Origin of the sequence: Phyllobacterium bourgognense, assembly GCF_003337575.1 — a bacterium.
Taxonomy (GTDB): domain Bacteria; phylum Pseudomonadota; class Alphaproteobacteria; order Rhizobiales; family Rhizobiaceae; genus Phyllobacterium; species Phyllobacterium bourgognense.
The window spans coordinates 458630-478917 of sequence record NZ_QPJM01000001.1; the positions used below are offsets into that span (position 1 = coordinate 458630).

21 protein-coding genes are annotated in these 20288 nt (G+C 56.6%); 10 read left to right on the top strand and 11 right to left on the bottom strand.

The window, feature by feature from the left end:
• Nucleotides 1-10: 10 nt before the first annotated feature.
• A complete protein-coding gene (locus tag C7476_RS02225; RefSeq protein ID WP_114428260.1) occupies nucleotides 11-973 on the top strand; it encodes a GlxA family transcriptional regulator in 963 nt (320 codons plus the stop codon).
• Here C7476_RS02225 and C7476_RS02230 read toward each other — a convergent pair.
• From C7476_RS02230 to zwf, 5 genes are all read right to left on the bottom strand, one after another.
• Nucleotides 967-1398: a type II toxin-antitoxin system VapC family toxin gene (locus C7476_RS02230; RefSeq protein ID WP_114428261.1), complete on the bottom strand. Its 432-nt coding sequence runs from the start codon at nucleotides 1396-1398 to the stop codon at nucleotides 967-969. The genes C7476_RS02225 and C7476_RS02230 overlap by 7 nt on opposite strands.
• Complete coding sequence (locus tag C7476_RS02235) at nucleotides 1398-1640, bottom strand: type II toxin-antitoxin system VapB family antitoxin (RefSeq protein ID WP_114428262.1); 243 nt, start codon at nucleotides 1638-1640, stop codon at nucleotides 1398-1400. Before C7476_RS02235 ends, C7476_RS02230 begins: the two co-directional genes overlap by 1 nt.
• Nucleotides 1641-1697: 57 nt before the next feature.
• Entirely contained in the window at nucleotides 1698-3524 is a 1827-nt protein-coding gene (edd, locus tag C7476_RS02240) for a phosphogluconate dehydratase (protein WP_114428263.1), read from the bottom strand.
• 67 nt (nucleotides 3525-3591) lie between these two features.
• Complete coding sequence (pgl, locus tag C7476_RS02245) at nucleotides 3592-4296, bottom strand: 6-phosphogluconolactonase (RefSeq protein ID WP_114428264.1); 705 nt, start codon at nucleotides 4294-4296, stop codon at nucleotides 3592-3594.
• A gap of 11 nt (nucleotides 4297-4307) precedes the next feature.
• Nucleotides 4308-5780 carry a glucose-6-phosphate dehydrogenase gene (gene zwf / locus C7476_RS02250; protein ID WP_114428265.1) on the bottom strand — a complete coding sequence of 491 codons (1473 nt, stop codon included), beginning with the start codon at nucleotides 5778-5780 and terminating at the stop codon, nucleotides 4308-4310.
• A gap of 141 nt (nucleotides 5781-5921) precedes the next feature.
• On the opposite strand from zwf, the gene C7476_RS02255 reads away from it, so the two are divergent.
• The 6 genes from C7476_RS02255 (at nucleotide 5922) to C7476_RS02280 (ending at nucleotide 11671) form a co-directional block, all read left to right on the top strand.
• On the top strand, nucleotides 5922-7397 hold the full coding sequence (locus C7476_RS02255; protein WP_114428266.1) for an aldehyde dehydrogenase family protein: 1476 nt from the start codon (nucleotides 5922-5924) through the stop codon (nucleotides 7395-7397).
• A 30-nt stretch (nucleotides 7398-7427) separates the two neighbouring features.
• Complete coding sequence (locus tag C7476_RS02260) at nucleotides 7428-8177, top strand: SDR family oxidoreductase (RefSeq protein ID WP_114428267.1); 750 nt, start codon at nucleotides 7428-7430, stop codon at nucleotides 8175-8177.
• A 223-nt stretch (nucleotides 8178-8400) separates the two neighbouring features.
• Nucleotides 8401-9243, top strand: coding sequence for an oxidoreductase (locus tag C7476_RS02265; RefSeq protein ID WP_114428542.1), 843 nt, complete (start codon nucleotides 8401-8403; stop codon nucleotides 9241-9243).
• A gap of 301 nt (nucleotides 9244-9544) precedes the next feature.
• The gene (locus C7476_RS02270; protein WP_114428268.1) at nucleotides 9545-9775 is read left to right on the top strand and encodes a type II toxin-antitoxin system Phd/YefM family antitoxin; all 231 of its coding nucleotides are present in this window, start codon (nucleotides 9545-9547) and stop codon (nucleotides 9773-9775) included.
• On the top strand, nucleotides 9772-10173 hold the full coding sequence (locus tag C7476_RS02275) for a type II toxin-antitoxin system VapC family toxin (RefSeq protein WP_114428269.1): 402 nt from the start codon (nucleotides 9772-9774) through the stop codon (nucleotides 10171-10173). The genes C7476_RS02270 and C7476_RS02275 overlap by 4 nt, the downstream gene beginning before the upstream one ends.
• 373 nt (nucleotides 10174-10546) lie before the next feature.
• A complete protein-coding gene (locus tag C7476_RS02280) occupies nucleotides 10547-11671 on the top strand; it encodes a beta-ketoacyl-ACP synthase III (RefSeq protein WP_114428270.1) in 1125 nt (374 codons plus the stop codon).
• A 92-nt stretch (nucleotides 11672-11763) separates the two neighbouring features.
• Here the strand turns inward: C7476_RS02280 and C7476_RS02285 are convergent, their stop codons facing one another.
• From C7476_RS02285 to C7476_RS02295, 3 genes are all read right to left on the bottom strand, one after another.
• Nucleotides 11764-12948 (bottom strand): calcium-binding protein, encoded by a 1185-nt coding sequence (locus C7476_RS02285; protein ID WP_114428271.1) that lies wholly within the window; start codon nucleotides 12946-12948, stop codon nucleotides 11764-11766.
• A gap of 219 nt (nucleotides 12949-13167) precedes the next feature.
• A complete protein-coding gene (locus C7476_RS02290; RefSeq protein WP_114428272.1) occupies nucleotides 13168-14454 on the bottom strand; it encodes an NAD(P)/FAD-dependent oxidoreductase in 1287 nt (428 codons plus the stop codon).
• Nucleotides 14455-14659: 205 nt separating this feature from the next.
• The gene (locus C7476_RS02295; protein WP_112526085.1) at nucleotides 14660-16087 is read right to left on the bottom strand and encodes a glutamine synthetase family protein; all 1428 of its coding nucleotides are present in this window, start codon (nucleotides 16085-16087) and stop codon (nucleotides 14660-14662) included.
• Nucleotides 16088-16116: 29 nt separating this feature from the next.
• On the opposite strand from C7476_RS02295, the gene C7476_RS28030 reads away from it, so the two are divergent.
• Entirely contained in the window at nucleotides 16117-16437 is a 321-nt protein-coding gene (locus tag C7476_RS28030) for a hypothetical protein (RefSeq protein ID WP_181872323.1), read from the top strand.
• 49 nt (nucleotides 16438-16486) lie between these two features.
• Here the strand turns inward: C7476_RS28030 and C7476_RS02305 are convergent, their stop codons facing one another.
• Nucleotides 16487-17206: a Crp/Fnr family transcriptional regulator gene (locus tag C7476_RS02305; RefSeq protein WP_245426032.1), complete on the bottom strand. Its 720-nt coding sequence runs from the start codon at nucleotides 17204-17206 to the stop codon at nucleotides 16487-16489.
• Between the two features lie 591 nt (nucleotides 17207-17797).
• Between C7476_RS02305 and C7476_RS02310 the strand changes: the two genes are divergently transcribed.
• Complete coding sequence (locus C7476_RS02310) at nucleotides 17798-18013, top strand: hypothetical protein (RefSeq protein WP_114428274.1); 216 nt, start codon at nucleotides 17798-17800, stop codon at nucleotides 18011-18013.
• A 48-nt stretch (nucleotides 18014-18061) separates the two neighbouring features.
• The gene (locus tag C7476_RS02315) at nucleotides 18062-18307 is read left to right on the top strand and encodes a hypothetical protein (RefSeq protein ID WP_114428275.1); all 246 of its coding nucleotides are present in this window, start codon (nucleotides 18062-18064) and stop codon (nucleotides 18305-18307) included.
• Nucleotides 18308-18726: 419 nt separating this feature from the next.
• Here the strand turns inward: C7476_RS02315 and C7476_RS02320 are convergent, their stop codons facing one another.
• Both C7476_RS02320 and aceA read right to left on the bottom strand, forming a co-directional pair.
• Complete coding sequence (locus C7476_RS02320; RefSeq protein WP_114428276.1) at nucleotides 18727-18960, bottom strand: SMc00767 family acetate metabolism repressor; 234 nt, start codon at nucleotides 18958-18960, stop codon at nucleotides 18727-18729.
• A 27-nt stretch (nucleotides 18961-18987) separates the two neighbouring features.
• On the bottom strand, nucleotides 18988-20277 hold the full coding sequence (gene aceA, locus C7476_RS02325; RefSeq protein ID WP_114428277.1) for an isocitrate lyase: 1290 nt from the start codon (nucleotides 20275-20277) through the stop codon (nucleotides 18988-18990).
• Nucleotides 20278-20288 lie beyond the last annotated feature (11 nt).

The window sequence follows — 20288 nt, forward strand, 5'->3', positions numbered from 1 at the left end:
GAAGAGCATAATGCCAGAAGCACTTAAGATCACCAGAACCTTTGCCTTTCTGCTCGTCGACAGATTCCCGATGTTCAGCCTCGCGGCGGCTATCGATACCATGCGCACGGCCAACCGCATGTCGGAGGAGGCGTTCTATTCCTGGACTACCGTTTCCGCCAATGGCGCAGCGGTGACCGCTTCAAACGGGCTCGAAATCAACGTTCAATATGCGCTGGCGGATTTGCCCAGCGCCGACATCACCTTCATTTGCGCCGGGTTGACGACTGAGTTTGACGACAAGGCTAAGGTCATCGCAACCCTGCGCACCCTGGGACGCCGAGGCGCCGTGCTCGGCGGACTGAATGTAGGCAGTTACATTCTGGCGGAGGCGGGCCAGCTGGAAGGGCATCGCTGCACCATACACTGGGAAAATCGTGCCGGGTTTCAGGAGCGGTTTCCGCAGATCGAGTGCACCGGCAATGTCTTTGAAATCGACCGAAAGCGCTATACCTGCGCCGGAGGTACGACTTCGATCGATTTGATGCTGGAAATCATCAAGCAGGACTTCAGCCCGGCGCTTGCCAATGAAGTGGCGAACCAGTTCCATCATGAACGCATTCGCTCGCAGACCGACCGCCAGCGTGTCGGCCCCGAACGTGATCTCACCGGCAAGTCGGAAAAGCTGCGAAAGATCGTCGAGCTCATGGCGGACAATCTCGAACAACCGAAATCGGCTGTGCGTCTTGCCAAGGCCGTTGGCCTGTCGGTGCGGCAGGTGGAGCGATTGTTCCTGCGTCATCTCAACATGACGCCGGGGCGCTACTATATGAGCCTGCGCCTCGAGCGTGCGCGCGAACTGCTACGGCAAACCCATTCCCCCATTCTGGACGTCGCGCTGGCAACAGGCTTCACGTCGCATTCCTATTTTGCCCAGAGCTACCGGGCACAGTTCGGCCGCTCACCCTCCGACGAGCGCCGCACGACTTACTGATCTTTGACAGGGTCGATGGCTTCGAGATCGGTGAGGGCAAAGCCGGCATCCTTGGTCAGGATCGGTGCTCGATGGGATTTTGCCGAGGCATAGTGGAAGCAATCCGCAAGGTTCAGCGCGCTATTGCGATTGTTGGCTGGGTACTGGTGTTTCCCATAACGCTCGAATGCTTGTAACGCGAATGACAGGTCGTCATTTGAGATGGCAACTACCTCGATGTTCGTTTCATTGATAAATACTGTTACCAGCGATTGAGCTTGCGACATGGCGATGCCCTTCTTGCCGAAAAGCGCAGCAGTGGTTTCCCATACCGCTATAACCGATGTGATGAGCTGGGAGTCTGTATCTTCAAGGTGCCCCGCATACGTTTCCGCCTCCGGCTCTTTCAGCAGGATAGCCACCATAACCGATGCATCAACAAACATTAATAATCGCCGCTGAGTTCGTCAAAAAATGCCTTGTCGATGACAACACCCTCCCTGTCAGGATAGGCTGCTATCTTATCCTGTATCATTTTTATACGCTCTAAAAGCGGGACTTCCTTGTCGGTCAGCCGCAATTCCCTTTCCAGCGCGAGCTTCACGGCCTCGGTTTTGGTAATATGTTTGCGAGCCGCAAGCTTTGCCGCGAGCTGGTTCACTTCCTCATTGCGAATATTCAATGGCATGACAAACCTCGTGTGTAGACATCAATATAGGAGTGTCTACACACGAGCGCAATGCGACTAAAGGCCAAACACCGATGCGCCGTTTTCCGCCTTTCCAACAACATTGCGGAAGGCTGCGAAGAGCTCGCGTCCCATGCCGTAGCTGTTGTGGCTGATATCAACGTCCGGCGTCGGGCGCGCTGCGAGGACCTCAGGATCTTCAAGCACGTCGAGCGTGCCGATTTCGGCATCGAGCCGAACCACATCGCCATCCCGGATCTTGCCGATAATACCGCCATCGAGTGCTTCCGGCGTCACGTGAATAGCCGCAGGTACCTTGCCGGATGCGCCGGACATGCGTCCGTCCGTGACCAGGGCAACCATATGGCCGCGATCCTGCAACACGCCTAGGGCAGGGGTGAGCTTGTGCAGTTCGGGCATGCCATTGGCACGAGGCCCCTGGAACCGCACGATCGCGACGAAATCGCGGTCGAGTTTCCCGGCCTTGAAGGCATCCTGCAGCGCTGCCTGGCTGTCAAAGACGATAGCAGGCGCTTCGATGATGTGCCGGTCGGCCTTTACGGCCGAGGTCTTGATCACCGCCGTGCCGAGGTTGCCCTTGAGCATCTTGAGACCACCCGTCACCTGGAATGGCTGCTTGCAGGTCGATAGAACTTTTTTGTCGGCGCTTTCTGCAGCGACCGGCTCGCGCACGACCGTGCCGTTTTCACCGAGCTTCGGCTCGATCGTATAGGCGCGCAAACCTTCCGAACCGCCCCAGACGGTCTTGACGTCCTCGTGCAGGAGGCCGCCGTCGAGCAACTCGCGTATGATGTAACCCATGCCACCGGCAGCGTGGAAATGGTTCACATCGGCAAGACCATTGGGGTAAACGCGCGCCAGCAACGGCACGACGTCGGAAAGATCAGAAATGTCCTGCCAGGTCAGCTTGATGCCGGCAGCGGCGGCCATGGCGACGAGATGCATCGTATGATTGGTCGAGCCACCCGTGGCGTGCAGACCAACAACGCCATTGACGATACTGCGCTCATCGATCATTTCCCCGACCGGCGTGTATTCATTGCCAAGCGCCGTGATCGCAAGCGCCCGCTTCGCCGCTTCACGCGTCAGCGCTTCGCGCAAGGGCGTGCCCGGATTGATGAAGGACGAACCCGGCATATGCAGGCCCATGATCTCCATCAGCATCTGGTTGGAATTGGCTGTGCCGTAAAATGTGCAGGTGCCAGGCCCATGATAGGACTTGGATTCGGATTCGAGCAGCTCCTCGCGGCCAACCTTGCCTTCCGCATAGAGCTGGCGCGTTTTGGCCTTCTCGTCATTGGGAAGGCCAGTAGTCATCGGGCCTGCGGGAATGAACACGGCCGGCAAGTGGCCGAAGGTAAGCGCGCCGATCACGAGGCCCGGCACGATCTTGTCGCAAACGCCGAGATAGACCGCGGCGTCGAACATGTCGTGCGACAGGCCGATGGCGGTCGCCATGGCAATAACGTCGCGCGAAAACAGCGAGAGCTCCATACCCGGCTGCCCTTGCGTCACGCCATCGCACATGGCAGGCACACCGCCCGCAACCTGAGCCACACCGCCAGCTTCCTTCGCCGCGGCCTTGATTAGATTCGGATAGGTCTCAAAGGGCTGATGCGCCGAAAGCATGTCATTATAGGAGGTGATGATGCCAAGATTGGCTATGACATCGCCAGCGAGCGCCGCCTTGTCGGAAGGACTGCAGGCCGCAAACCCATGGGCGAGATTGGCGCAGGCGAGCGCCGAACGCTTTGGCTTGCGCGATGCCGCTTCGCGAAGATGATCGAGATAGACATCGCGTGTCGGCTTCGACTGTTCGCAGATGCGATGGGTAATGCTTTTCACCCGTTGCAGGACGGTCATTTCATGTCTCCTTATGGCGTTTGCCCGGAAGTTTGGGAGCCTTCCCGGCAATCACAGGCTCCGGGCCTCAGGGAGCCCAGAAAATCTCGAGCGCAATCGGCTCGTATCGCAATATCGCGCGTATCGGCATGTCGGTTGTCGCGCCACGTCCAAGAGCCGCCTCAAGGGTCGTACGCTTGCCCGCACCTTCAATATGCAGCGCCACGAAACGTGCATTGACGATTGCCGGTAGCGTCAGCGTCAGCCTTGGCTCGCCTGCACCTTCTGCATGCATCGGCAGCACTAGCGCCGGCTGATCTGGCGAAATCGCGTCGCTCAACCGGTCTCCGCCGGGAAAGAACGACGCGGTATGACCATCGCCGCCCATGCCGAGAATGACGACATCGAATGGCTGTCCAAGCTTGGCTATCGCCTGCGCCGCTATTTTAGCACCTTCTTCGGCATTAGGCGTCTCATTGTAGAGCCCGATGAAATTCGACTGGGCGGCTTTGTTTTGCAGAAGCATTTCTGTCACGAGCTTCTGGTTTGAACGGTCGCTGGTCGGCGGTACGAAGCGCTCATCCACCAGCGTGATCGTGATCTTGTCCCACGCCAAATCCTTGAGTGACAGCACCTTGAAAAACCGGGCAGGGGTTGTGCCGCCCGATACGGCCAGCACAGCCTTACCGCGTGCTTCCACTGCGTCCGCCAGCCGTGCCGCAACGGTCGAAGCGAGGGCTTCGGCAAGCGCATTGCCATCGGCAAAACTGGTCAATCTCGGATCTGCTGTCATGGGATCAAATTTCACTCAGGTTCGTGCCATGTGCGGTTGTCGCGTTCGATAAGAGCGATAGCTGCCGATGGACCCCACGTGCCGGCGGTATAGCCTGCCGGTGGCTGTTCGGTTTCGGCCCACGCCTTCAGGATCGGGTCGACCCATTGCCACGCCGCGACCACTTCGTCGCGCCGCATGAACAGCGTCTGGTTGCCACGTACTACATCCATGATCAGCCGTTCATAGGCGTCGGGGCTACGCGCGGTGAAGGATTCGGCGAAGGTCATGTCCAGAGGAACGTGACGCAGGCGCATGCCGCCCGGACCCGGGTCCTTGATCATCATCCACTGCTTGACGCCCTCGTCCGGCTGCAGGCGGATGACGAGCTGATTGGCGACAACGCGGCCGGCACTGTCACCAAAGATCGAATGCGGGATGGGCTTGAACGACACGACGATTTCGGAAGCACGTGATGCCAGGCGCTTGCCCGTACGCAGATAGAACGGCACCCCGGCCCAACGCCAGTTGGCGATTTCGGCCTTGATGGCGACGAATGTTTCGGTGTTGCTGGGGTGTTCCAGCTCTTGTATGTAGCCCTTCACTGCGCCGCCCGAAGAAGCGCCAGCGCGATATTGGCCGCGGACGGTAAGCTCCTCGGCGTTCTTCGAGGTGATCGGGCTGAGCGACCGCAGCACCTTCAACTTTTCGTCGCGCACTGCATCCGCATCCATCGATGCCGGCGGCTCCATAGCCACGAGACAAAGCAGCTGCATGATATGATTTTGCACCATGTCGCGAAGTGCACCCGCCGTATCGTAGTAGCCAGCGCGATTTTCCAGCCCGACAGATTCAGCAACTGTAATCTGCACGTGGTCGATATGGGCCGAATTCCAAAGAGGTTCATACAGCGCATTGGCAAAGCGCAGCGCCATCAGATTTTGCACAGTCTCCTTGCCGAGATAATGATCGATGCGGAAGATTTGCTGTTCGTGAAAAACGTGGCCGATCGTATCATTGAGTGCGATGGCTGACTGAAGGTCGCGGCCAATCGGCTTCTCCACAATAATGCGCGTGTGGTCATGAACCAGCTTGTAGCTCTTCAGGCGGCTTGAGATGTCGGCGAAGAGGGATGGACTGACAGCAAGATAAAAGGCGCGGACGCGTTTGGTATCATTACCGATCTCGGTCTTCAGCTCCTCCCAGCCATTGTCTGAGGTGGCATCGACCGCGACATAGGACACACGCGCCAGAAACTGATCGACCTGCTTCTGGTCGAATTCGCTCGGCTTCACGAACTCCTTGATCGCGCTTTCCGCGAACTTGCGGTAGTCGTCGTTTGACATAGGCGAACGGGAGGCGCCGATGATGCGGGTCGGTTCTGAAAGCTGGCCATCGCGCTGGCGTTGATAAAGCGCCGGGATCAGCTTGCGCTCGGCAAGGTCGCCGGTACCTCCGAACACGATACAATCAAAGGGATCAACCGGGATAATCTGACTTGTCATGGGAGAGTCTCGCTATGCCTGACTTTGCGGGTTGTATAATCTAATCGATTTAAAATGACCAGTCCTGAAGCATAAACTGCGTCAAAATGCATTTCCAATTCGTGTCCTTTCCAATAGGCTTGCAACGAATGGGATGTGATCATGGTACATAATCTATCCAGAGTTGTCGCACAGGATAAGCATTTCCTGAACATCGTAAATGGCAGACCTGTTGCCGCATTAAGCCAGGAAACGATCACTGTTTTGTGTCCGTCCGATGGCTTGGCCTTTGCGACCATTCCGGCGGGCGATGCCGATGATGTGGACCGTGCCGTACGTGCCGCGCGCGAGGCCTTCGATCGCGGTCCCTGGTCAAGGATGCCTGCCTTCGAGCGCGGTAGGCTGTTGACGCGGCTCGGGCAATTGATCGAACAGCATGGTGATGAACTTGCAGCGCTCGAATCGCGCGATACCGGCAAGCCGATTCGCCAGGGCAGGGCGGATGTTGCCGCGGCCATACGTTATTATGAATTCTACGGCGGTGCGGCCGACAAGATCCATGGCGATACAATCCCGTTTCTCGATGGCTATACGGCGCTGACATTGCGCGAACCGCACGGCGTCGTTGCCGGGATCATTCCGTGGAACTACCCGATGCAGATTATGGCGCGCGTGGTTGGCGCGGCGCTTGCCATGGGCAACACGCTGGTCATCAAGCCAGCCGAAGATGCATCGCTCTCAACGATCCGTATCGGCGAACTTGCCATTGAGGCAGGTCTTCCGGATGGCGTGCTCAATGTCATCACCGGCTACGGCCGCGAAGCAGGTGCAGCTCTCTCAGCGCATCCCGACGTGGACTATGTGACATTCACCGGTTCTCCCGCAACTGGCACAGCCATCCAGCAGGCCGCTGCCGCGAACAATCGCGGCGTTACGATGGAACTTGGCGGCAAGTCACCGCAGATTGTCTTTGCCGACGCGGATATTGAAAAGGCGCTCCCTGTTCTCGTCAATGCAATCATCCAGAACGGTGGGCAGACCTGCTCGGCCGGTAGCCGCATTCTCATCGAGCGTCCGATCTACGATGAGGTCGCTGCCGCGCTGGGCGAGCGTTTCGACAAGCTCGTTGCCGGCCCTCACGATGCGGATCTCGACCTCGGGGCGATGATCAATCCGGCACAGAAACGCAGGGTTGAAGATTACGTCGCGTCGGCTGCCGAGGCAGGCATCGATGTCATTGCGCGGGGTTCCATCGATGCCCAAGCCCCGACCACTGGCTACTACGTGGTACCAGTGCTGTTCGGTGCCGTCGATCCGGCGGCCATTATCGCCCAGGAGGAGGTTTTCGGCCCGGTGCTCACGCTGTTCGCGTTTGACGACGAGCAGGAGGCCATAAGGCTCGCCAACCACACGGACTATGGCCTCGTCGCGGGTATCTGGACCAGAGATGGCGCGCGCCAGCATCGCGTTGCCAAGCGCGTGCGTGCGGGGCAGGTCTTCGTCAATGCCTACGGCGCCGGCGGTGGCGTCGAACTGCCATTTGGCGGCTTCAAGAAATCCGGTCATGGTCGTGAAAAGGGTTTCGAGGCCCTTTACGACATGTCCGCGACCAAGACGATCATCTTCCGCCACGATTGATCAAATCACCACCATGCATGAGGAGAAGACATGAAGCGTTTGGCAGGCAAGACAGCAATCATCACCGGAGGAGCATCGGGCTTTGGCGAGGCAATGGCCAAGCGCTTCGCCGGGGAGGGGGCGAATGTCGTCGTTGCTGATCTGAACCTTGTGGGTGCCGAAAAGGTCGCCGCGGATATCGGCAAATCGGCCGTTGCCATTCATGCCGACGTGACGCGCAAGGAAGAGGTGGACGTCATGGTACAGGCCGCGATGGACGCGTTTGGCCGGATCGACATCATGGTGAACAATGCCGGCTTCACCCACCGCAATGGCTCGATGCTCGGCGTTGACGAGGCGACATTCGATCTCATCACCGGCGTCAACATGAAAGCGATTTACTATTCCGCGCTCGCCGTGGTGCCTGTCATGGAAAGGCAGGGCGGTGGCTCGATCATCACGACCGCCTCGACAGCGGGCCTGCGCCCTCGCCCTGGTCTCACCTGGTACAATGCGTCGAAAGGCTGGGCGATCAGCGCCACCAAATCCATGGCGATCGAACTTGCACCGAAGAACATCCGGGTCAATTGCCTGTGCCCGGTCGCGGGCGAAACCCCGATGCTCGGCCTGTTCATGGGTGAAGACACGCCGGAAAAGCGTGCGCAGTTCAAGGCCACGGTTCCGCTTGGCCGCTTGTCCACTCCGCTTGACGTTGCCAATGCAGCGTTGTGGCTTGCCTCGAGCGAAGCCGACTTTATTACCGGCGTTGCACTGGAAGTTGATGGCGGGCGCTGCATCTGATCGAACGATAAACCTTGAAACATGGGCTAGGTGGGCTACATTACCAGAGCAAGTCCAGGAAAAGTGCGAAGCGGTTTTCCGTCCGGAATTGCGCAAAATAAAGACTAGAGCAATTCCGTGTTTCGAAGAAAAAACGAAGTTGCTCTAATGTAGCAGATTTTCCCCTGTGCTGCCCTGGCCCCTTCGGACCCCCGTGGCGCTCCCATCTTTCAAGGACATCAACATGACATCGAAACCTGTCTGGTTCATCACTGGCTGTTCAACCGGCTTTGGCCGCGAACTTGCGCGCCATACGCTTGAGCTTGGTTATCCGACCGTTGTCACCGCTCGCAACGTTTCACAGATCGAAGACATTGCCAAAGGCCATGAGGACAACGCGCTTTTGCTGAAGCTCGACGTGACCAAGCCTGAGGATATTGAAAACGCCGTCAAAGCCGCGACAGAACGCTTCGGACGCATCGATGTGCTCGTCAACAATGCCGGCATCGGCTATTTCGCCTCCTTCGAGGAGAGCGAAATGGAAGAGGTGCGGCAGATGTTCGAGATCAACGTCTGGGGTCTTGCCAATATGACGCGTGCGGTCCTGCCAACCCTGCGCAAGCAGCGCTCGGGCACCGTCGTGAATATCTCCTCGCAGGGTGGATTGGTGGCCAACCCTGCCGTCAGTTTCTACACTGCGACCAAATTCGCCGTCGAAGCGCTGTCGGAAGCTCTTTCAAAGGAAATCGCGCCCCTCGGGCTCAAGGTGCTTATCGTCGAACCAGGTCCATTCCGCACCGATTGGGCCGGCCGCTCCGCCAATGAAGCCAAGCACACGATTGAAGACTATCGCGCCACGTCCGGTCAGCGCGCCGAGATGATCCGCAACATCAGCGGCAATCAGCCGGGTGATCCGGTCCGTGCGGCCAAGGCGATCGTTCAGGCGGTCGAAGCCAAGGATCCGCCACTACGCCTGCTGCTCGGCAAACAGGCATGGCAGAACGCTCACGCCAAAATTGCGGACCTTCAAAAGGATTTCGGCGCTTGGGAAAAAGTGACGTTGGGTGCGGATTACCCGGACGCTTAAAGCAATTCCAGGAAAAGTGGGAACCGGTTTTCCGTCTGGAACTGCGTAGAAACAAACCTGGAGCAATTCCAGGAAAAGTGGGAACCGGTTTTCCGTCCGGAACTGCGTAGAAACAAACCTGGAGCAATTCCAGGAAAGTGGGAACCGGTTTTCCGTCCGGAATTGCGTAGAAACAAACCTAGAGCCATTCCGTGATTTGAAGAGAAACGGAATGGCTCTAGTCACGACCGGCTGCGTGAACTTTCGATTGTCGAAATAGAAAATCGATGGTATTAGCTAAGTTAGCTAATGGAGCATTTAAATGCAGGTGACAGTTCACGCAGCCAAAACCAATTTATCGAAATTGATCGATGCCGCCTTGGCTGGCGAAGAGGTTATCATTGCCAAAGGCAAGAATCCGGTCGTCAAGATCGTTCCGATTCCCAAAAGCCGTTTCAAGGTTGGAATTCTGAAAGGTCAGCTCGGCGAGGCGCCAGATTTCTTCGAGCCCATGTCCGAGGAAGATCTTGCCCTTTGGGAAGGCCGTGAGTGAAATCAATCCTTCTTGACACCCATGCGTGGGCTTGGTCTCTCTATAAGAGTCCACGCCTGTCCGCCAAATTCATTTCAACTGTTGAACAGGCTGAGGCTGTTTTTGTTTCTCCCGTCAGTTTCTTCGAAATTGGCCAGAAGGTTCGGATCGGTAAATGGCCCGAGATGGAGGCTTTTCTAGACCGGCTGGTGATTTTGCTGGGCGAGGTAGGAGGGCACGTTGCTGCGCTTACTCCCGAAATCAGCCTGTCGGCCTCGAGATTGGACTGGGCTCACCGCGATCCGTTCGACCGGATGCTTGCTGCGACAGCAATACATCATGAGCTGCCATTGATCTCCGCGGACACGACCTTCGATACGCTTTCGAACCACAAAGGTTGGGTTGGCCGCGTATGGTGAAACAAAAAAGGCCAGCAAAAGCCGGCCAATTTGTTCTACTGCCTGCTTCTTGGGTGTGTTGAAATTCCTGTCAGCGCGAGCCGAAATGGCGTGGTTTTCGGGGGCGCCCTTGCGACGAGTGCAGCATACCTAAGTGCGGAAGCGCAGAAAACCGCGTTAGATGACCGCCGCACCTTGGTTTCAAAACGGGCTTTAGTGAGGAAAGGCTATGACCCTCACATGAACCCTTGATGACAAGACCAGCCTTAATTGCCACTACCTTCGGCTTAGAACACCTACTCCGTCGTGACGGAGAGGGGGGCGCACCTATGACAACTTGCGCGAAACGCCTGGAAACTCTATCGCTTTTCAAAGACAAAATTTTGGAAGCGCCATGCATAAAGTCGTCATCAGCGGTACGGGCGTTTTCACGCCAGAGCAGTCCATCAGCAATGCCGAGCTGGTGGAGGCGTTCAACACCTATGCCACACGGCAGAACGAGCTCTACGCCGATGAGATTGCCGCAGGCACACGCGCGCCGATGACGATGTCAGCGGAGGATTTCATCGTCCGCGCGTCCGGCATTGAAAACCGCTATGTCCTCAACAAATCCGGCATCCTCGATCCGGAGATCATGCACCCGGTCCTGCCCGAGCGCGCAGACGAGGATCTGTCCGTCATGGCGCAGATGGCCGTACATGCCGCGAGTCTCGCCCTCGCCAAAGCCGGGCGGGATGTGTCGGAAATCGATGCGGTGATCTGCGCCGCTTCCAATCACGAGCGCCCCTATCCGGCCATCGCCATCGAGGTACAGCAGGCCCTCGGCATCGAAGGCTTCGGCTTCGACATGAATGTCGCCTGCTCGTCGGCCACCTTCGGCATCCAGGCCGCTGCCGACATGATCCGCTCGGGCTCGGCCCGCGCGATCCTCATGGTCAACCCGGAAATTTGTTCGGCGCATCTCGAATGGCGCGATCGCGACTGTCATTTCATCTTTGGCGATGTTTGCACCGCCGTGCTGCTCGAGCGCGACGACCTGGCCACCGCCAAGGACCGCTTCGAGATCGTCTCAACGCGCTGCCTCACGCAGTTTTCCAACAATATCCGCAACAATAACGGCTTCCTGCGCCGCACCCGCGAAGGCCACATGGCCGACCGGCGCGACATGCTGTTCAAGCAGGAAGGCCGCAAAGTTTTCAAGCAGGTGGTGCCGATCGTCTCCGATCTGATCCTCACCCATCTCGCCGACGAGAACATCGCGCCGGCGCACCTGTCGCGGCTCTGGCTGCACCAGGCAAACAAGGGCATGAACGACCTGATCGGCGTCAAGGTGCTCGGCCGCGAGCCGGAACCCGGCGAACAACCCAATATCCTGCAGGATTATGCCAATACGTCGTCCGCCGGCTCGATCATCGCCTTCTCGAAATATTCCGACGATCTCGCCCCCGGCAGCCTCGGCGTCATCTGCTCGTTCGGCGCGGGGTATTCGGTGGGTAGCGTGATCGTGCGGAAGGTTTAGGACCGTTCAAGATAAGAGTTGCAAAGCCCAAATGCCCCTGCATATGGGGCCAGGAGACCTTTCAGGCCTCCTGGTTTATTCCCATCATGATATTAAATGAGGAAGAGACTGCCGTGATGGATACCGCTTCCATCAAAGTCCACATATATAGTTGCGGAGCTGGTGCCCGAAATAAGTCGGTATTGGGTGAACTCTCCACTAGTGCCGACGTAACTTACGGTTGTAATATTGGCCGCTCTCGCATCGATCCTCTCTTGATCATATAGAGCGTTTAGGTTGACTATCCTGTCGCCGTTCAGATCGGCAAGGGATTCATAGATGAACTGGTCGCGACCCGCGCCACCAGTAAGGGTGTCGTTTCCTTCACCTCCTCGGAGTTGATCATCGCCGGCGCCTCCGTTGATCACATCGTTTCCGCCGCCGCCCAGTAGATTATCGCTACCTCCTCCACCGGAGATATTGTTGGCCTCACCAGTACCGTAAATACGGTCGTTGAATTGGCTACCGACAACGTTCTCGATAAATTTGTATGTATCGCCATCTGCTGCATCGCCTCCGTGTCCCCATCCGTTCGCGTCCGGTCTTAAATCGACGATTGTGCCGCGGCTGTTCTCGACCCCCGAATAGTCTACCGTATCTGCTGTCCCGGCTCCTCCGTCCATCGCGTTATATTGGGAACTGAAATAGAACGTATCATTGCCCTCGTCCCCGAAAAGCTTATCGTCGCCGGCCTCACCATAAATCTTGTCATCACCGAGACCGCCGTGAATGGTATCGACACCGTCACCGCCATACAGCACGTCATTGCCGCCGCCTCCAGATATGTCGTCATCACCGCCCATACCGATAATGATGTTGGCGCTGGCATTGCCGGTCAGGACATCGCCAAAATCAGAGCCAACGAGATTTTCGAAGCCCCCGACGGCCGTATCACCTAGGGCGTGGCCCCCGGAGGCGCTCTGAATGCCGCCAAGCAAACTCAGAGTGACGTTTACGCCTGAGTTGGAGTTTAAATAACCGAGCGTGTCACTGTTAGTGGCCGGGGTAAGACCAATGCCGGGATCGAGTAATATGGAATCGGCCCCTGCTCCGCCCTCGATGTAGTCATTGCCAAGGCCGCCAGTGATGAGGTCGTTTCCACCTAGACCTTGGTAGTAGTGATTTGCAGCTGAAAGAAGATATGACTGAGTATTCGGACGATCGTCTCCCATCGTCCCCGGGTCCGGCACGTTGCCGACGCCAAGTATATTCTTATAATTTTGGGATAATGTTGCCATAACCAATCCCTCCCCGTGGGTGAGAGGGCAAGTGCTGCCCTCTCGGGCTGCGGGGCGGTCGCCGGAATGGGGCCTTGAACCCCACAGTCGCTACAAGCAGTGTATACCTATATTTAGTTACATCCAAGTATAATCATTAATATCTAATGCGTAATTCAGAATAACTACCGAAAACATGTACTTAGACGCAAGAATTTGCGATTTTTTATTTGAAGAAACCTAGATTCTGTCGACCAGCGCGTACCAGCTGAGCGCAAGGAATAACAGCGGCGCCCGGAAGGTGCGCCCACCCGGAAATGCCGGTACTTTCAGCTCCTCCAGCAGCTTCAGCCGGTCGCGGTTGCCGGCAATAGTCTCGGCATAGAGCTTGCCGACGAAATTCGACAGCATCACCCCATGGCCGGAATAGCCCCCGGCCGAGATCACGTTCGGCATGACCTCGCGAACAAAGGGCTGGCGCGGCAGGGTAATGCCCACCGAGCCGCCCCAGGCCTGCGTGATTTCGACATCGGCGAGCGCCGGATAAATCTCGGCGATCTGCCGGCGGATATGCGTGCTGATATCGAGCGGGTTGTCTGCCGTATAGGCCTCGCGCCCGCCGAACAGCAGCCGCCCATCCTTCGAGCGGCGGAAATAGCGCACCACGAAACGCGAATCGTCGACGCTCTCGCCGCCCGGCAAAACGGGACTGTCGGGCCCGAGCGGCACGGTCGCACCGATGAACGAGCGGATCGGCATCACATGCGCTGCGCTGATTGGTTCGAGATTTCCGCCATAGGCATTGACCGCGATCAGGCACTTTGCCGCCGTCACATTGCCGAAAGGCGTCGTAACGGTCACGCGGCCGTTGTCGGATTTGACCCCGGTTACCTTGCTGTTCTCGTAGAGATGCGCGCCGGCCTGCGCCGCTGCCTTTGCTGTGCCGACCACCAGCTTCATCGGCTGGATATGGCCGGTGCCTTTGTCGTATGTTCCGCCGAGATAGCGCTTCGAACCAAGGCGTTCCGCGGTTTCCGCGGCATCCATGTAGTGGATATGCGGATAGCCGAAACGTGTCGCCATCAGTTCCGCGTGCGCCCGATAGTCCTTCAGGTAGCGCTTCTTGTGCACAACGGACATTTGCCCCGGCACATATTCGATGTCGATCTTGTGGGTCTCGGCAAATTGTAGGAGATGGCTCTTCGCCTCTTCAGCGAGATCGAAAAGCGCCTTGGCGCGGGTGAAACCATATTGCGCCTCGAGTTCTTCCGCCCAGGCGCGCTGACCGGTGCCGAGTTGGCCGCCATTGCGCCCTGATGCGCCGTCGCCGAAGCGCCAGGCTTCGAGCAACACCACATCGACACCTGCCGACGCCAGATGCACGGCTGCGGAAAGACCTGTGAACCCGCCGCCGATAATGACGACGTCGGCGCTGCGCGATCCATCCAGCGCCGGATATTCCGGACGGTCATCGACCGCGGTCTCGTACCAGGAGATGCCGGGGGCAATGGGTGATTGGTAGGGCATATTTTTGCAAACTTCTACATTGATCTGCTGCGCAACTGCTGTGCGTGGTTCGACAAGCTCACCATGAGGGAGGTGGTGGACTGCATGCAATCACCAACCTTGCAGAACTTGGCCGCTTGCAATCAACTACCTCCCTCATGGTGAGCTTGTCGAACCACGCACAGCAGTTGCGCAGTAGAAAGAAAACAGCGGATGAGGGGCAACATCACACATTCAGCAGCAAAAACTCGCGCTCCCACGGGCTGATGACCTCCATGAAGGTCTCGAACTCGGCGCGTTTGATTGCGGCGTAGGTGATTGCGAAGGATTCGCCGAGCATGGCCACCAGTTCCCTGTCCTGCTCGAACAGGATTGTCGCCTCGATCAACCCGCGCGGCAATTCAATCAGATTGTCGTTGACGGTCGTGGAGGCAGGTTCATCCGGCTCGATCTTGTTGTTCATGCCGATCAAGCCGCAGGCGAGCGATGCCGCCAGTGCCAGATACGGGTTGGCGTCGGAGGAGGGGATTCTGTTTTCGACACGCCGCGCCGCGGGGTCGGACCTCGGTACACGAAAGGCCGTGGTGCGGTTGTCATAGCCCCATTTGACATTGACAGGCGCAGAGGCCGCCGGTGTCAGCCGCCGGTAAGAATTCACATAAGGCGCAAACATCACGAGCGAGGCCGGGACGTGTTTCTGCATGCCGCCAATAAAATGCCGGAACGCCGGGCTTTCCGTTCCATCCGGGTTGGAGAACACGTTTCTGCCCGTCTTCTTGTCGATGATCGATTGATGGATATGCATCGCGGAACCCGGCTGGCCCTGTATAGGCTTCGCCATGAATGTCGCATACATGTCGTGCTTCAGTGCGGCTTCCCTGATCGTGCGTTTGAACAGGAACACCTGATCGGCAAGCTCGATAGGATCGCCGTGTCGCAAATTGATCTCCAGCTGCGCCGCGCCTTCCTCATGGATCAGCGTGTCGATCTCGAGGCCCTGACTTTCGGAGAAATGATAGATATCATCGATGAGTTCGTCGAACTCGTTGACGCCGGCGATTGAATAACCTTGTCCACCACCGATCGCCCGGCCCGAGCGTCCGACAGGCGGGGTCAGGGGATAATCCGGATCTGGGTTTTTCTTGACGAGGTAGAATTCGATTTCCGGCGCGACGACCGCCTTCAGGCCCTTCCTGGCATAAGCGGCCATGACGCGCTTCAGGACATTGCGCGGGGTAAATTCCACCGCTTCCCCGTCCTTGTTGACGAGATCACAAATGACCTGCGCTGTCGGATCGCTTTCCCACGGTACTTCCGAAAGCGTGGAGAGATCCGGCATCAGCTTTAGGTCGCCGTCGTCTTCGGGATAAGAGAAGCCATGCCCATCTTCCGGATAGGAGCCGGAGATTGTCGCCATAAATACGGCGGAGGGCAGCGCCAGCGAGGTATTGGATGTGAATTTTTTCGACGGCATCATTTTGCCGCGCGCCACACCCGCCTGATCCGGGGTAATGCATTCGATGTCCTCGATATCCCGCCAGGCCAGCCACTCGGAAGCTTCACGCCAGTTCTTCACGCCGCGTGTGGCTTTGACATAGGCCGGCGTACGCCGCCGGGTCCGTGCGGGTTTTTTCTCGGGAGTTTCGGAGGGCATCAATCACCAGAATGAGTTGCGGTGACAAGATGATAAAGCAATTTCAGGAAAAGTGTGAAGCGGTTTTCCGTCCGGAATTGCGCAAAAACAAAAATCAGCAATTTCAGGAAAAGTGTGAAGCGGTTTTCCGTCCGGAATTGCGCAAAAACAAAAATCAGCAATTTCAGGAAAAGTGTGAAGCGGTTTTCTGTCCGGAATTGCGCAAAAACAAAAATCAGCAATTTCAGGAAAAGTGTGAAGCAGTTTTGCGTCCGGAATTGCGTAAAAACAAAAATCAGCAATTTCAGGAAAAGTGTGAAGCGGTTTTCCGTCCGGAATTGCGCAAAAACAAATCTAAAGCATTTTCGTGATTCGAAAGGAAAACGGAAATCCTCCAGCGGAAAAGTTTGCAGCTAGGGATTATCGGGCGAGGTTTATCCCGAGCAGACGTTTATACTCGTTCTCGGCCACCCCGTAGAAACCATTGGCCTCGGCCATAAGTCCGGTACGATCGACGATGGTTATCTGTCCTCGCTTTGCCCGGATCAACCGTTTGTCTTCCAGTATATGCAAGATTTCGGTCACCCATGGCCGCCGCACTCCAAGCATGACTGACAGGAATTCGTGCGTCAGCACAATATCTGGGCCGTGGGTGCGGTCATGCACCATCAGGAGCCAACGAGCCATTCTGGATGAGACGTCCGCCTGACTATTCGCCAATGCGGTCGAGGCCGTCTGGATGACCATGGTCTGGACAAAGAGGAGCAGGTAGTTGCGCAGGGTGGCGCTTGTTTCCATTGCGCGCTGAAGATCCACAGTAGCGATACTGTAGCCTATGCCGGCTACCTGCATATAGCTGTCATGCGGCGATTGCATCGCCCCAAGAACGACCGAGGACCCTGTCATCCCCTCATTGCCGGAGACTCCCACTTCGACGTCGCGGCCATTGGGCATTTTCGAGACGATCGATGCAAGACCTGTTTCAAGAAAGTATACATCGGTGACGGGCGTTTGCGATTTCTCGATCACGTGTCTCAGCGGCAACTTCTGTGCTTCGAGATGCGGTGCCAGCAATTCAAAATCGCTCGCGCGCATATGCCTGAGAAGCTTGTTCTCGAACGCAAATTGTGAAGCTGGCATCCTCGTCCCTTCTCGCGGGAACAGAGAATCCTGCGTGATGAAATGCTATAAATATCGAAATAAAAAAATGACACAATGCATTGTCCGCCAATGGACAATAATAGAATTGTCTGTCATTATTTGACCGAATAATCGGTTATATTTTCTCTGCACCCTATTATGACACATATTGTAAAATATAAAAAGGATTACTCTACATTCAAATGCTCCAATCGATACTTTAGATCAATTCCTTTAGGGGCAAATGGGAAAGTTATGGCGTGTATTCTTGGAAACGAAAACTGAAAAGATGGCGAGGCTCAGGTTCATACGCCCCCGTGGCATCGCAGCATTCGAAACGGTAAAAAACCTGCAGCAGAAATACGAACTTCGATCGAAAACGGTTATCACAAGCAATGTATGTCTTGAGTAAACGCTCCAATAAAAATTGACGCGCACAATGTTCTATCAATTTGACGAATTCTTTTTGCAAAGTTATTTTTAAAAAAAGTTTGTCAATTGACAGACAGAATTTTCGATATATACTTTTACTAATCCAGAATAATTAGTGTATTGATAAGTTTGCTTAGATTTTCCGAGGGGAAGACTTGGATGGATGACGTCTATTATTTTTCGGGCGATAACATTCTGCCTCTTTGCCAAAAGCGGTATGTCGGGCAATGGGGTTCGAATGTTGGGGAGCACGATCCGAAGTTTTTGGTTTCTGCGCTGACCAACAAGACACTTGTCGGAAAACATGCTCTGCGTAAAGCAAAAAGGCGAGAGCGCATGCATTTGAAGTTTCTGAGATGCTACCAGACAATTTGATATCCGTCGCATTTTCTGGGAGCTCATGCATGGCATAGGGAGAGGAGCATGCGTATTCATAAACCGATGCGTCCGACCGAATATCCAAGCCGGAGCTACGATTGTCAGCTGGCCCTAGAGCCGGAGTTCCGGCGTGCCGTCGATTTTCTTGCGAGTGAGGCAGGAGAAGCAGGTTGGTCGTCGAATGAGATCACTCGAGCCATTGTCGGCCTTGCCCTTGCCTATGCGGCCGACCAGCATATGGATCGAACGCCCGCGTCGACCATGAATATAAGGCGCCTCTTCTTGAACTGAGCAGGTGATTGGATGGTTTGAAGCGAATTTCCTTCGTTCGCTGTGGGGTCAGACAGCTCCAGTCATCGGTGCGTGGTTCGACGGCAAATCGGACCACGCACTTTCCCTTGGCTAGGTCGTGAACTCGTTGATCCGGTTGAAATCGCAATGTTTATCCATCGTCGAGCATTTGCGCGGCGTAGCCTGGCAAATGGACCCTATGCGGAGGGCGCCGAAACGGCTGCAAGCTGGAGTGTCGAACCGTTGGGGCGAAGGACGGCCGAGACCTGTGGCTCGCCCCTGGTCGGCTCCGCCCTAGCAGTTTCTAGCGCCATTTCTACCGGATCGGTGAGTTACTACCTAAAACCGCCCGCAATTGCTTGCGAGCGGTTTTGCGCGTCATTCTGGCTCCAAACCGAGCCATGCCAGGCCGCGGAGAGCTACTGCCTTGTAAGAACAACCGGGATCAGAAGATCGCCCCAGTTGCCGTCGCCGCCGTGGTGACGGGCGGAACGGACCAGTTCCACGGATACACCGGCGTCAACCGCCTTCATGACGGATTGGTTGAGGCGATGCAGGTCATTGGCGACCATGCGAATGACAGCCTGCTGGTCTGTATTCATGGCCGATGATTGCTCCTCGGCCCGTTCCTTGACGCGTGTCTGCGGTGCCATGATTTTTCTCCTTGGCGTTTCGTTATTTTACTCTGCAGCCGGGCGGAACTGCGCCGTCTCGGTCGATTCCTTCATTGCCGTTGTCGAGGACTTGCCGCCGGTGATTGCCAGTGAAACCGCATCGAAATACCCGGTCCCGACCTCGCGCTGGTGCTTGGTCGCCGTGTAACCATTGGTCTCGGCGGCGAATTCCGCCTCCTGCAGTTCCGAATAGGCCGACATCTGCCGGTCCTTGTAGCCGCGGGCGAGTTCGAACATGCCGAAGTTGAGCTGATGGAAGCCGGCCAGCGTGATGAACTGGAACTTGTAGCCCATCGCCCCGAGCTCGCGCTGGAACTTGGCAATCGTTGCCTCGTCCAGATGCTTCTTCCAGTTGAAGGAAGGCGAGCAGTTATAGGCGAGGAGCTTGTTCGGATGCTCCTTGCGCACGCCTTCGGCAAAGCGTTTGGCCTGCTCAAGATCCGGCTTCGAGGTCTCGCACCAGATCATGTCGCAGTGCGGCGCATAGGCGATGGCACGGGCAATGCAAGGCTCCAGTCCGTTCTTCACCTGGTAGAAGCCTTCCGTCGTCCGTCCGGCGTCATAGTCGACAAACGGCTGATCACGCTCGTCGATATCCGACGTCAAGAGCTTGGCAGCCTCCGCATCCGTGCGGGCAATGACCAGTGTTGGCGTTCCCATAACGTCCGCGGCAAGCCGCGCGGCGTTCAGGTTGCGGATATGCGCTGCCGTCGGGATCAGAACCTTGCCGCCAAGATGACCGCACTTCTTTTCCGAAGCGAGCTGGTCTTCATAGTGGACACCGGCAGCGCCGGCTTCGATGAAGGCCTTCATGATCTCGAAGGCATTGAGCGGGCCGCCGAAGCCTGCCTCGGCATCGGCAACGATCGGCGCGAACCAGGTTTCGACCGAAAGGCCCTTGCCCTCTGCCGTCTCGATCTGGTCGGCGCGCTGCAACGTCTTGTTTATGCGTTTGGCCAGTTCCGGCGCTGCATTTGCCGGGTAGAGCGACTGGTCAGGATACATGGCTGAAGCTGTGTTTGCGTCTGCAGCCACCTGCCATCCGGAAAGATAGATTGCCTTGAGGCCTGCGCGAACCATCTGCATAGCCTGGTTGCCCGAGAGAGCGCCCAGCGCATTGACGAAACCTTCTTCGTGGATGAGCTTCCAGAGCCGGTTGGCACCGTTCTCAGCGAGAGTATGCTTGATCTGAACCGAGCCCCTGAGGCGCTGGACATCGTCAGGTGTATAAGGACGTTCGATACCATCATAGCGGCCCTCCGGTGCGTTTGGTACGAGGTTGTAAAAATCAGTCATTATTATCTCCA